We start from the raw sequence: 12,060 nt of genomic DNA on the forward strand, positions 1-12,060 counted from the left end.
GATCGAGCAGGCGGCTGCTCTTTCAGGCAGATCGGTCACCGATTTCTCCGTGACCGTGCTGGTGCGCGAAGCCGAGGAGGTCATCCGCTTCGAACGCGAACTCCGGATGTCGAGGAAGTGGTGGGATGCGTTCAATGAAATCCTCGACCGCCCGCCAGGCCTGTGGCGAACCATCGCTCAATGAATGGCTTCGTTCGCGAGCTCTGAAGAACGAATCCGTCGGGGCATCACGGACATTCGTCTCGATCGACAAGGGCTCGGACCCGGTTCCGATCCTCTTGATCGGTCGGCTTGCCGTCGATATCACGTTCACGGGCGTCGGGCTGGGCGCATCCTTGCTCCAGATCGCTGTGCTCAAGGGCATCGAAGCATCGCGGATAGTCGGCGCCCGCTCATTTGTCGTCGACGCTCTCAACGACGATGCTGCCCGGTTCTACCGGGCTTTCGGGTTCGAGCCGATGCCTCCGGCGGCGAAACGCCCGATGTTCCTCCTCTTGAAAGACGCCGAAGGCACGATCGCTGCCCTCGCGCGATAGTCCGTCCCCGCGCCTGCGCACCAACCAGACCACATCGCGTCCGAACGACTCGACGAGCATCCCCAGCGCGACCACGACGAGGGCGACGTCGATCCCCGGTAACAGACCTGCCGCCGCGACCGTCAGGGCGATCCCCTGGACGGCCGTCACCACCTTGCGCCAGTAGCGAGGGGGAAGCCTCCGGTTGAACCAGGGAAGAATCCATCCGACCGCTACGAAGGCGTAGCGCATGAGCCCGATCGCGAGAACCCAGCCACCCATGGTCTGCGCGACGTAGGCGCTCAGCACCAACAGCAGGAACGCATCCACCTCCATGTCGAACCGAGCACCAAGTTCGGACGAGGTTCCCGTACGGCGGGCGGCCCACCCGTCGACTGCGTCCAGCGCGAGAGCAGGCACCGTCAAGGCGATCAGCAGCGCGCCAGGGACCTGCGCCGTGAATGACACCACGACCGCGCCGGTGATCATCCCGACGAGCGTCGACCGAACCAGCGTGACGACATTCGCAGCGCCGAAGCGGGTCGCCTGCCTGCGCTGAAGGCCCCGGATGAGCAGCGCGGCGGAGACCAGCAGGTAGCCGATCCCGGCCAGCCAGCCCCAGGTGGGCTCGAACACCCACAGCAGGGCGATGGCCGCCGACCCTGCGACTGCGGCCACGATCGGTGCGCTTTGAACTCTTTTCATGTCCGTCTCGTGTTTGTCATACGGAACCTATTTCTGTTAACACGCCGAACGTGTGCCAATGGTTCACGAAGAGGAGGGGACGTGCGCGAGGCAACCGCCTTCTGGGTAGACGAACCGGGTGTCGGTGTGCTGCGCGCAGAGCAGCTTCCGGATCCCGGGGAGTGTGATGTGCTGGTGCGAACCCTGCACTCCGGGGTGAGCCGCGGCACGGAGCTGTCGGTCTTCACCGGCCGCGTTCCGGAAGGCGAGCGGGACCGGATGCGGGCACCATTCCAGTCAGGCGACTTTCCGGGGCCCGTCAAATACGGCTACCTCAATGTCGGCGTCGTCGAACAGGGACCGCGATCACTCGTCGGACGGACCGTCTTCACACTCTTTCCGCACCAGTCGGCGTTCGTCGTACCCGCCGACGCGGTCGTTCCGGTTCCGGAGGGGGTGCCGGCCCGTCGTGCCGTACTCGGCGGCGCAGTCGAGACTGCGGTCAACGTTCTCTGGGATGCGGCGCCGCTCGTCGGGGACAGGGTGACGGTGGTCGGCGCCGGGATGATCGGATGCTGCATCGCGCGGCTGCTCCACGGCATCCCGGGAGTCGAGGTCGTGCTGGTCGACATCGAACCGTCTCGACGTGACGTGGCCGAGCGTCTCGGCGTCGCCTTCGCGCTCAGCTCGGACGCACCGGACGGGCGTGACCTGGTCATCAACACGAGCGGTTCGGATGCGGGACTCCAGTTGGCGCTGGCAACCGTCGTGACCGAGGGTGAAGTGATCGAGGCCAGCTGGTACGCGGATCGGCCGGTGACCCTGATGCTCGGGTCGGACTTCCATTCGCGCAGGCTCACCATCCGGTCGAGCCAGGTGGGTGTCGTGCCGCCCCGGCGGCGCGGGAGCAGGTCGACAGGCGATCGCCTCGCACTCGCGCTGCGCTTCCTGCGCGACCCCGCTTTCGATGCTCTGCTGACGGCCGAGTCCTCGTGGCGCGACCTGCCCGAGGTCATGGCGAGGCTCGCTGACGGATCGAACACCGATCTCTGCCACACAGTCGACTGGGGGGATGCGTAATGCCGTTTACCGTCACGGTCCGCGATCACATGATGGTCGCGCACAGTTTCACCGGCGAGGGTTTCGGTCCGGCGCAGCGACTGCACGGCGCGACGTTCGTCGTCGACGCCACCTTCGGCGCCGATGAGCTCGACGAGGATGGCGTGGTCGTCGACATCGGTCGAGCCGCCACCGCGCTTTCCGAGATCACGGAGTCGATCACCTATCGGAACCTGGACGACGAGCCCGCGTTCGCCGGGATGAATACGACGACGGAGCGCCTCTGCCAGGTCATCGCCGACCGTCTCGCCGATCGTGCTGCAGAAGGGGCTCTCGGCGACAGCAACCGAGTGACGACCATCACGGTCACCCTCCACGAGTCCCACATCGCCTGGGCGAGTTACACGAGGTCGCTGTGAACGACAACCCGACGGCTCCGCTTTTCTTCCTGGTACCCGAGGCGATCGACGACCCTGCCCGGGTGAGCGGAGGAAACGTGTACGACCAGCACCTCGGCGACCATCTGGCTGCCGGCGGCCGCGAAGTACGAATGATCCCGATCTCCGACGGAACACCGGGCCAGACGTCGGAGGTCTTGTCCCACCTGCCCGACGGCGCGCTCGTGCTGCTGGACGGCCTGATCGTCGCGCGCGATCCCGGTGCGCTGTTCGAGCATCCGACCCGGCTCCGCCTGCTCGTTCTTGCGCACATGGCCGATTTCGAGGAAGGGTCGCTCCGAACTGCAGAGCGGGTGATCGCGACCAGCCTTTGGACGCGCGCCGAACTCATCGAACGCGACATCGCGGAACCGCACCGGATCGTCGTGGCCCAGCCCGGAACGGATCGTGCCCCTGCGGCAGCCGTCTCGGCGACCGGAGGACGCTTGCTCTGCGTCGGGGTGGTCGCCCCGCATAAAGGCCAGGATCTGCTCGTCCGCGCGCTGGAAGTCCTTGCCGCCGTCGACGGCTGGACCTGCACATTCGTCGGCTCGCTCGCCGACGCACCCGATTTCGTGGCCGAGCTGCGGGGCGCCATCGCATCCGCGGGCCTCACGGATCGAATCAGCTTCACCGGCGTACTCACCGGGCGGGCTCTCGCTGCTGCGCACGGCCATGCAGATCTTATCGTCGTGCCGTCGCGGGCCGAGAGCTTCGGCATGGTCGTGACCGAAGCGCTGGCGCGGGGCATCCCGGTCCTGGCGACGGGAACGGGCGGGCTCCCCGAGGCGATCGGAGACAGCGCGGCCGGCATCATCGTCCCACCGGACGATCCGTGGGCATTGAGTGTCGTGCTCCGTCAATGGTGGTCGAGCCCGGCCAGACGCGAGGCGCTGAGGGCCGACGCACTGAGGACCCGCAGAGGGTTGCGCTCGTGGAGCACCACCGCGGCTGTCGTCGCGACGGTGCTCGACGAGCTCGTACTGCCGGGATCGGTACCACCGATGCCGACACCGTTCGGAGTAAGGGATGCGTGACGCATGACCGGGATCGTGGATGTCAGCTCGGACTGGCTCGCACTTCGGGAGGGGGAGGATGCACGCGCGCGTTCGCAGGAGCTCGCCCTGGCCGCGGCGAAACTGCTCCCGCCCGGCCCGGTCGTGGTGCACGATTTGGGCAGCGGCACCGGTTCGATGATGCGGTGGCTGGCCCCGCTGCTTCCCGGTCCCCAGCGGTGGGTGCTCCACGACTGGAACGTGCGCCTCACCGAACGCGCGCTCGACGACGCTCCCCCGGTCGATCGCGCGGGTCTACCCGTGGCCGTCGAGACCCGCAGCGGCGCGCTGGCCCAGCTCACAGCATCCGATCTCGACGGCGCTTCGCTCGTCACCGCATCCGCTCTGCTCGACGTACTGACGGCGCGCGAGCTGCACGCGATCGTGGATGCGTGCGTCGACGTCGGCTCGCCCGCCCTCTTCGCCCTCAGTGTCACCGGCGATGCCGAGCTCAGCCCGTACGATCCTCGCGACGCGATCGTCGGGCGCGCCTTCAATGCACACCAGCGGCGGCTTGCCGACGGTCGCAGTCTCCTCGGCCGATACGGCGCCCCGATCGCGCGCGGGCTGTTCGCCCTGGCCGGGTGGCGTGTCCGTGAGACGACGACGCAGTGGCATCTCGACGACCGCGAACCGGGCCTCCTCGCCGAATGGTTCGACGGATGGGTCGACGCTGCCGTCGAGCAGACCCCCGAACTGCGCGACGAGAGCGCAGCCTACCGCCGGTTGCGGGCGGCCCAGCTGGCTCGAGGCGAGTTGTCCGCCGTCATCCGCCACCGAGATCTGCTGGCGTGGCCGCGATGAGCACGATCTTCGCAGAGAGCCGGACGGCCGAGGTGGTGCGATCGCGGTCGTTCCGTCTCGTCGTTCAGCTGGCGCTGGGCGGCGCGGTGCTCGTCGCCGTCGCCCTGCATGTCGGCGCGGGTCCGTTCCTCCACGCCCTGGCGAGTCTGGATGGCCGGTCGATCGGAGCGGCCGTGCTCCTCGGCGCGGTCGGCACCTCGGCCGCCGCCTGGCGCTGGCAGCTCATCGCCGGCCGTCTCGGGATCGGCCTGCGCTGGTCGACGGCGGTGGCCATGTACTACCGGTCCCAGTTCCTCAACAGCGTGCTCCCGGGAGGCGTGATCGGGGATGCGCACCGGGCGGTCGTCCACGGGCGCAGCGCCGACAGCGTCAGCCGCGCATCCCGAGCGATCGTCATGGAGCGCAGCGCCGGACAGGCGGTGCAGATCGCGGTGGCGCTCGTGGTCCTGGCGCTCTTCGGCGCCGAGTTCGAAGGCTTCGTCTTCGCGGGCCTCGCCATCGGGGTGGGCGTGCTCGTCGTCGCGGTCATCGCGGCAGCAGCCGCCAGTGCCCGCGTCCGCAGGGCGCTGCGCCACGAGAGGGATGAACTCCGCGCCGGCGTGGGCAACCCCGCAGCCTTCGCGAGCGTGTCCGTCGCGTCGCTGATCGTCGTCGCATGCCAGGTTGCGACCTTCGTCGTCGCGACGGCCGCTGTGGGAGCCGACGTGGCGCCGCTGCGGTTGCTGGCCATCGCCCTCGTCATCCTGCTCGCCGCATCCATCCCGCTCAACATCGGCGGATGGGGTCCTCGCGAGGGCATCGCGGGCTGGGCTTTCGCACTCGCCGGATTCGGCGCCGCAGCCGGTGTCGCGGCGTCGACCCTCTTCGGAGTACTCAGCCTCATCTCGGTCGCACCCGGCGCGATCGTGACGCTGATGTCCACCACGCACCGTCAGAAGGAGTCATCGTGATCGACGGCCCGTACGTCACCCTCAGCAGCGCCATCTCGCTGGATGGTTATCTCGACACGGCGAACCCGCCGCGGCTTGCGCTCTCGAACGCGGCGGATTTCGATCGGGTCGACGAGGTGCGCGCGGGCAGCGACGCGATCCTCGTGGGGGCACGCACCGTGCGACGCGACAATCCGAGACTTCTGGTCCGGAGCGCCGATCGGCAGAGTCGACGTGAAGCTGCGGGCCGCTCGCGGTCACCGTGGAAAGTGACGGTGACCGCCTCGGGCGACCTCGATCCGAAGGCAGCGTTCTTCGCCGACGACGACACGACCAAGATCGTCTACTGCCCGTCCTCGAAGGCAAAACGCATCCGGCGACGGCTGGGTCGGGCAGCGGTGGTCGTCGGGCTGGGCGAAGAGGTGACGATGGCCGGGCTCGTCGCCGATCTCGGCGATCGCGGCGTTCGCCGGCTCATGGTCGAAGGCGGCGGCACGATCCTCACCCAGTTCCTCTCGTCGGATCTCGTCGACGAACTCCACCTGGCGGTCGCGCCGATCTTCGTCGGCGACCGGAAGGCGCCGCGCTTCGTCGGCGACGCTGCTTTTCCGTGGATGAACGGCAGGCGAGCGACACCCGTGGATGTGCGGATGGTCGGCGATGTCGTGCTCGTGCGTTACGCGCTCTCCGAACGGTTCGTGCAGGATGCGGTCGAGCAGTCGGATGCGACGGCTGTGCAGTCGATGGTGCTGGGAAGGTCGTGAACGACCGCAGCATCCGCACCGTCGGACGGAACCTCGCGACAGCCTTTTCGGTCGTCGTGCTCTTCGTCGCGTCGCTCGCGCCCGGGCTCATCGACTCCGGATCGGCTCTGGCCCTCGTTCGTGTTCCGCTGGAGGCGATGATCGCTCTGCTCGTACTGGCGATCCTGCCGTGGCGCGCCGCCCGTCGCGTCATCGCCGTGTTGTTCGGTGTGCTGTTCGTCTCGGCGACGGTCGGCGCCGCCCTCGACCGCGCCTTCACCGTGACCGTCGGCCAGCCGTTCAACGTGGTGACCGGATGGCCGGAACTGGTTGACGGGTACGGTGTGGTGCGCGATTCCCTCGGCTCGTTCGCAGCGGGCGCCATCCTCGTGCTACTGGGCCTCGTGACGCTGGCGAGCATCCTCCTGATCGCGTGGTCGCTCCTTCACCTGGACCGCATTGTTCGCCTGCATCGCCGCGCAGCGGCCATCGGGACCGCTGCGATCACAGCGAGCTGGGTCGTTCTCGCCCTCGTCGCCGTCCAGCTGGTGCCCGGCGAGCCTGTCGCCGCGTCGGATGCGATCAGCTCTGTCGAGAGCCGGGTCGCGCAGGCGAACGCCGCGGCGCGCGACCAGGCGGCGTTCGACCGGCAACGCGCGATCGATCCGTACAGCGTTGTGCCCGCATCCCAGCTTTTGACCGGACTGAAAGGCAAAGACGTCATCCTCGTCTTCGTCGAGAGCTACGGCCAGGTGGCCGTGCAGAACACATCGTTCTCACCCGGCGTCGACCAGGTCCTCCGCCAGGGGAACGCGCAACTGGCGGCGAGCGGCTACAGCGAGCGCAGCGCCTTCCTCACCTCGTCGACCTACGGCGGGATCAGCTGGCTGGCGCACTCGACGCTGCAGACGGGACTGTGGATCGACTCGCAGCAGACGTACGACAAGGTCACGAGCGGCAACCGGTTGACGCTCAGCGACGCCTTCCGGAACGCCGGCTGGCGGACGATGAGCGACGTTCCGTCGGACACGCGTCCGTGGGCCATCGGCAGTAAGTTCTACCATTTCGGCACTGAGCTCAACTCGCTGAACGTCGGGTACCAGGGACCGAAGTTCAGCTACGCGCGCGTCCCCGACCAGTACACCTTGGCGTACTTCCAGCAGCACGAGCTGTCGCAGCCACACAAACCCCTCATGGCCGAGATCGACCTCGTCTCGTCGCACAACCCGTGGACGCCGCTGCCGCATCTCGTGCCGTGGACGTCCATCGGCGACGGGTCGGTCTTCGACCCCCAGCCGGCGCAGGGACAATCGCCCGCTGTCGTCTGGCAGGACCCGACCCAGGTGCAGAAGGTCTACGGCGAGTCGATCCAGTACACGATGGGCGCCCTTTTCTCGTTCCTGACCACGTTCGACGACCCGAACCTCGTGATGGTCGTTCTCGGCGACCATCAGCCTGCCGCCGTGGTCAGCGGTACGGGTTCCAACCATGATGTGCCGATCAGCATCATCTCGAAGGACACCGGGGTCATCGACCGGATCTCGGGCTGGAACTGGCAGCCCGGCATGCTCCCGTCGCCGTCGGCTCCGATCTGGCGGATGGATGCGTTCAGAAACCGATTCCTGTCGGCGTACAGCCGATAGGGTCGCCTCCCGCCGTTCATAAAACAGGAGTTCGTGTGACGGAAGTGACGGGAGCGCATCCGGATGCGCGGATCGGGGCGCTTTCTGTCGCATCCGTCACACGAACTCCTGTTTTGTGAACACGAAGGCGCGCCTCAGGCGCGATACCACTCGAGGACGCGGAGCGCCCTGAGCGTGTTCCATCTGCTCGGCCGGCCGTCGCCGTCGTCGAGCTCGAAGTGGACGGCTCCCTGGTGCGTGTGGTCGAGCAGCCAGGTGCCGTCCGCCTGGCGTTTGGACTCGACCAGGTCGATGGCCTCGGCGAGCCGATCATCCGGCGTCACGCCCGCCGCCCGCAGGTAGTCGAGGCTTCTCAGCACGTCGTAGTGCCAGCGAACCGGGAACGAGAACCGCAGCCAGCGATCGTCCACGATCTCGCCTGTCGAGAGCCGGCGCATGAGGTGGCGATCGAGCAGGTACGCGTGGGCGCGCTCGCGCGCGGTCGTGATCTCCGGGGATGCGCCCATCCGGGTCTCGTATTCGAGCAGGCCTTCGAGCACCGAGATCGTACTGTTGAACGAGCTGCGGGTCGAGCCGAACTCCGCTTCGCAGTTCCAGCCTCCGTCGTCGAGAGTCTCCGTCAACAGGCGTTCGACTATCCCGGTCACGTCCTCGCCGAAGTACGCCCCGATCGCCACGGTCATGCCGTTGATGCAGGGCTCGACCTCACCGTCGAAGAATCGTGAACCGTCGTACTCCCAGCGGCTGTTCTCACGTACCAGCGCGACCGCCCGGCGCACTCGCTCGTCGCCCGGGTCGATGCCGAACTGGCGGAGCAGCTGCAGCGTGAAGGCAGTTGCGGTCCACGGCTGGTCCTCCGGCTCTCGGGACACCGGCGGAAAATAGGTTCCGCCTGCCCACTGACCATCCGCATCCTGGAGCGCGAGCAGCCGCGCGCCCCAGCCTTCGTCTGCGATCCGCGCCCGCTCGGCGGCGACCGCTTCGTCGTCCGACCCGAGGAGGTCGCGCATCACCTGCCAGCGGATCGCAGGATCCGAATCCATCAGCCAATCGACGACCGCCATCACCCGTGCCCTATGCGGGACGAGATCGACTCGAGCTTGGTCCAGATCAGCGTGTCGTGAAGCTGGATCATCTCATCGATCTTCGCCAGTCCGACCGCTTCGATCGACCGCACCTCATCCATGTCGTTCAGCCGGGTGAGGCGCCCGTCGGGGCCGACGTAACCGATCGTGCCGCTGGGGAGCCGAATGAACTTGCCCATTTCTTCCTCCTCCTCCTCGAGAAGCATCGCGAGCATCGCGGCGCTCGCGTGCAGCATGAAATCGGAGTTGACCCCTCCGAGGTACAGCGAGACATGGCAGTGCGGTGGCACTCCGTGATCGTCATCGTCGGCCGACCCGCCGGAGAGCGCGATCTGCTGCCGCGTCGCGACCTTCTGACCTGCGACGACATCGACCCGCGACAGGTGCAGGTACTGGGTCTGGCTTCCGTCATCGTGGTCGATGTAGACGACTCGGCCGCCGCTCCCGGACGAGCTCGGGTCGGCGGTGTTCACCGTCCCCGCTTTCGCCGCGACCACGATCGAGCCGTACGCGCATCCGAAGTCGACTCCCGGATTGACGCTCGGCGGGTGCCGGTCCCGGTGTCCCTGCCACGAGCCGTCCTGGTCGACAGGCTCGTGCTTGTTGGTGGGAAAGATGAACTCTGCCATCGCGGGCTCGCATTCGGCACGTCGACTGGATGGCTGGATGCTCCAGCCGTGGTGGCCTCAGTGTAGAACGCGGTAGGACACCCGGTCTAGGGAATAGTGAGCTATCCTCCGCTCAGACCGCGGAGACGATGCTGAGCGACCTGCTGTGGTGGGCGAACGCCCTCGCTCCGGCGCGCGCAGAAGACGAAGAACTCGCCGGCTGAGCCTCGCCCGCGCGCCCCTTCTGGCGCATGATGGACCCAGAGTCCCGCGAACCAAGGAGGACGCCCGTGAGCGGTGAACTGGTGCTCGTGACCGGCGGGTCCGGCTTCGTCGGCGCCCACTGCATCCTGAAACTCCTCGACGCCGGATACCGGGTCCGCACGACCGTGCGTTCGCTCGATCGCGAAGCGGATGTGCGGGCGATGCTGAAGGTCGGCGGCGCCGAACCCGGCTCGTCGTTGTCGTTCGCTGCGGTGGACCTGCTGGCGGACGACGGCTGGGCCGATGCGGCCGCTGGCTGCGATTTCGTGCTCCATGTGGCCTCGCCGTTCCCGGTGATGATGCCCCGCGACGAGGATGAGCTGATCCGGCCCGCGCGGGAGGGCGCCCTTCGTGCGCTGCGGGCGGCGCGGGACGCGGGCGTGAAGCGGGTCGTGCTGACGTCGTCGTTCGCCGCGATCGGCTACGGGCCACCGCATCCGGACGGAAGCCCGTTCACCGAAGAGGACTGGACGGACCCCGACGGCCAGGTGTCGGCGTACGTGAAGTCGAAGACGTTCGCCGAACGGGCCGCGTGGGATTTCATCGAGCGCGAAGGCGGCGGACTCGAACTCGCGGTAGTGAACCCAGTGGGAATTTTCGGGCCCGTACTCGGCCCGGATGTGTCGAGTTCGATCGAACTGGTGCGCCGGATGATGAACGGCAGCCTCCCGGCGGTGCCCCGGATGTTCTTCGGCATCGTCGATGTGCGCGACGTGGCCGACCTGCACGTGCGGGCCATGACCGATCCCGCCGCAGCCGGCAACCGGTTCCTCGCCATCGCGGGCGATGCGCTCACGCTGCCCGAGATGGCGGCGGTCCTGCGGAAGCGCCTGGGAACGGCGGCACGACGCGTACCGAAACGCGTCATGCCCGACGGCCTCCTGAAGTCGATCGCCGTCTTCGCCCCGTCACTGCGCCAGATCGTGCCCGAGCTGGGCCGCGCGAAGCCGGCGACGAACGCGAAGGCGCGGAGGGTCCTCGGCTGGGAGCCGCGTACGAACGAGGATGCGCTCACGGCCACCGGCGAAAGCCTGGTGCGCCTCGGCATAGTGAACTAGACGACTGAGAAGGCCTGCGCGAGTGTCCGGATGAACCGGTCGAGCACGATCGGCTCACCGGCCGACCGTGAGGGGTTCAGCTCCCCGACGGTGAGGACGCGGACGCTCGGGTCGTGGCACGCGGTGTCGAGAGCCTCGGCCAGCGCATCCAGTGACGGGCCGGAGTTCCGTCCGCCGGTGTCCTCGGCGAGCGGAGCGTCCGTGAAATCGAGCACGTCCACATCCAGGTGCACGGCGATCGGGCCGGGCGCGAGTCTCGCCAGTGCCCGCTGCGTCTCGCTGACCGGATGCTGGGCCAGCTCGTCGCCCGTCCGCCACACCAGCTGCAAATCGGAGCCCGCCCGACGCTCGCCCTCTGTCGTCGCATCGGGGTCGACGCCGAGAAGGTGCAGCCGCGCAGGGGTGAGCAGGGGGATGCGGGCGAGGGCCGCCTGGAGTTCCGGGATCGACCCGGGCACCGCTAGCGCGTGTGCCAGCCCCATCCAGTCGAGTGCTCCGTCGGACGTCGTCGAGGGCGTGTTCAGGTCGAAATGGCGATCGAGGTAGAGCAGGCCGGGATCGGCGAACCGGGATGACAGCGCGCTGACCGCACCGAGCGCGATGGTGCAGTTGCCGCCGATGACCAGGGCGTCGCACCCCGCGTCGATCGCCGCTCCGACCTGGCGGGTGACAGCCTCGATCGACGCGATCACCTGGCCCAGATTCTGGGATCGGGGATGCTCGCGGTCCGGTTTCCAGACCTGGAACGGGCCATCGCCGTCGTCGACGACGTCGCGGCCGGCGGCCCGGAGCTTGTCGATCAGTCCGCGCTCGCGCAGGACCCGCGGCGCCGACTCCTGCCCCGCCGCGTAACTTCCGGCACTCGAGGGAGCGCCGATCACCACCAGTCGCCTGGCCACGATGACATTCTCGCCTGCCTGGGCCGAGCGCGCTACAGCACGCGAATCGCCGTTGCCCGCTCGCCGCGATCGGACGAGACTGGATGAAGCGTCGCGTCAGGCGACGAGATCGGGGAGCGGACATGAGCGAGCAGTCCGAGAACGCCCAGCACAGGGCGGGCGATTACGAGTATCCGGACGAGGCCGGGTATCCCGACGGCACGGGAACCCTTGACGAGGGAACGGCCGGGGTGCCGGATCTGAAGGACGAGGACGACGAGGGCGTCTGACCGCGGGA

Annotated in this window: 14 protein-coding genes and 1 pseudogene; 11 read left to right on the forward strand and 4 right to left on the reverse strand. The window is 68.0% G+C overall.

The window, feature by feature from the left end:
- Nucleotide 1: 1 nt before the first annotated feature.
- Nucleotides 2-184, forward strand: coding sequence for a DUF1778 domain-containing protein (locus AAYO93_RS14095; protein ID WP_345764890.1), 183 nt, complete (start codon nucleotides 2-4; stop codon nucleotides 182-184).
- Nucleotides 135-398 (forward strand): annotated as a pseudogene (locus AAYO93_RS14100) (hypothetical protein); the annotation flags it as partial. The gene AAYO93_RS14095 and the pseudogene AAYO93_RS14100, both read left to right, overlap by 50 nt.
- On the opposite strand, the gene AAYO93_RS14105 reads toward AAYO93_RS14100, so the two are convergent.
- Nucleotides 393-1,220 carry a CDP-alcohol phosphatidyltransferase family protein gene (locus AAYO93_RS14105; RefSeq protein ID WP_345761806.1) on the reverse strand — a complete coding sequence of 276 codons (828 nt, stop codon included), beginning with the start codon at nucleotides 1,218-1,220 and terminating at the stop codon, nucleotides 393-395. The pseudogene AAYO93_RS14100 and the gene AAYO93_RS14105 sit on opposite strands and share 6 nt — an antisense overlap.
- 81 nt (nucleotides 1,221-1,301) lie before the next feature.
- Here AAYO93_RS14105 and AAYO93_RS14110 point away from each other — a divergent pair, with 81 nt between their 5' ends.
- Genes AAYO93_RS14110 through AAYO93_RS14140 form a run of 7 tightly spaced genes read left to right on the forward strand, consistent with a single transcriptional unit; the run spans nucleotide 1,302 to nucleotide 7,869 of the window.
- Nucleotides 1,302-2,279 (forward strand): zinc-dependent alcohol dehydrogenase, encoded by a 978-nt coding sequence (locus AAYO93_RS14110; RefSeq protein ID WP_345761807.1) that lies wholly within the window; start codon nucleotides 1,302-1,304, stop codon nucleotides 2,277-2,279.
- On the forward strand, nucleotides 2,279-2,677 hold the full coding sequence (locus tag AAYO93_RS14115; protein WP_345761808.1) for a 6-pyruvoyl trahydropterin synthase family protein: 399 nt from the start codon (nucleotides 2,279-2,281) through the stop codon (nucleotides 2,675-2,677). Before AAYO93_RS14110 ends, AAYO93_RS14115 begins: the two co-directional genes overlap by 1 nt.
- On the forward strand, nucleotides 2,674-3,732 hold the full coding sequence (locus tag AAYO93_RS14120; RefSeq protein ID WP_345761809.1) for a glycosyltransferase family 4 protein: 1,059 nt from the start codon (nucleotides 2,674-2,676) through the stop codon (nucleotides 3,730-3,732). Before AAYO93_RS14115 ends, AAYO93_RS14120 begins: the two co-directional genes overlap by 4 nt.
- 3 nt (nucleotides 3,733-3,735) lie before the next feature.
- Nucleotides 3,736-4,554 carry an SAM-dependent methyltransferase gene (locus AAYO93_RS14125; RefSeq protein ID WP_345761810.1) on the forward strand — a complete coding sequence of 273 codons (819 nt, stop codon included), beginning with the start codon at nucleotides 3,736-3,738 and terminating at the stop codon, nucleotides 4,552-4,554.
- Complete coding sequence (locus tag AAYO93_RS14130) at nucleotides 4,551-5,504, forward strand: lysylphosphatidylglycerol synthase transmembrane domain-containing protein (protein ID WP_345761811.1); 954 nt, start codon at nucleotides 4,551-4,553, stop codon at nucleotides 5,502-5,504. The genes AAYO93_RS14125 and AAYO93_RS14130 overlap by 4 nt, the downstream gene beginning before the upstream one ends.
- Nucleotides 5,501-6,247 (forward strand): RibD family protein, encoded by a 747-nt coding sequence (locus tag AAYO93_RS14135; protein ID WP_345761812.1) that lies wholly within the window; start codon nucleotides 5,501-5,503, stop codon nucleotides 6,245-6,247. Before AAYO93_RS14130 ends, AAYO93_RS14135 begins: the two co-directional genes overlap by 4 nt.
- On the forward strand, nucleotides 6,244-7,869 hold the full coding sequence (locus AAYO93_RS14140) for a CDP-alcohol phosphatidyltransferase (protein WP_345761813.1): 1,626 nt from the start codon (nucleotides 6,244-6,246) through the stop codon (nucleotides 7,867-7,869). Before AAYO93_RS14135 ends, AAYO93_RS14140 begins: the two co-directional genes overlap by 4 nt.
- Nucleotides 7,870-8,003: 134 nt before the next feature.
- On the opposite strand, the gene AAYO93_RS14145 is transcribed toward AAYO93_RS14140, so the two are convergent.
- Together AAYO93_RS14145 and AAYO93_RS14150 are read right to left on the reverse strand one after the other, a co-directional pair.
- Nucleotides 8,004-8,933 carry a hypothetical protein gene (locus AAYO93_RS14145; RefSeq protein ID WP_345761814.1) on the reverse strand — a complete coding sequence of 310 codons (930 nt, stop codon included), beginning with the start codon at nucleotides 8,931-8,933 and terminating at the stop codon, nucleotides 8,004-8,006.
- On the reverse strand, nucleotides 8,933-9,583 hold the full coding sequence (locus AAYO93_RS14150; RefSeq protein ID WP_345761815.1) for a M23 family metallopeptidase: 651 nt from the start codon (nucleotides 9,581-9,583) through the stop codon (nucleotides 8,933-8,935). Before AAYO93_RS14150 ends, AAYO93_RS14145 begins: the two co-directional genes overlap by 1 nt.
- Nucleotides 9,584-9,852: 269 nt before the next feature.
- On the opposite strand from AAYO93_RS14150, the gene AAYO93_RS14155 reads away from it, so the two are divergent.
- Nucleotides 9,853-10,884 (forward strand): SDR family oxidoreductase, encoded by a 1,032-nt coding sequence (locus tag AAYO93_RS14155; RefSeq protein ID WP_345761816.1) that lies wholly within the window; start codon nucleotides 9,853-9,855, stop codon nucleotides 10,882-10,884.
- Here the strand turns inward: AAYO93_RS14155 and AAYO93_RS14160 are convergent.
- Nucleotides 10,881-11,783: an arginase family protein gene (locus AAYO93_RS14160; protein ID WP_345761817.1), complete on the reverse strand. Its 903-nt coding sequence runs from the start codon at nucleotides 11,781-11,783 to the stop codon at nucleotides 10,881-10,883. The genes AAYO93_RS14155 and AAYO93_RS14160 overlap by 4 nt on opposite strands.
- Nucleotides 11,784-11,905: 122 nt before the next feature.
- On the opposite strand from AAYO93_RS14160, the gene AAYO93_RS14165 reads away from it, so the two are divergent.
- A complete protein-coding gene (locus AAYO93_RS14165) occupies nucleotides 11,906-12,052 on the forward strand; it encodes a hypothetical protein (protein ID WP_345761818.1) in 147 nt (48 codons plus the stop codon).
- The last annotated feature ends 8 nt before the right edge of the window (nucleotides 12,053-12,060 follow it).

The organism is Diaminobutyricibacter sp. McL0608, assembly GCF_039613825.1.
Classification (GTDB): Bacteria; Actinomycetota; Actinomycetes; order Actinomycetales; family Microbacteriaceae; genus Diaminobutyricibacter.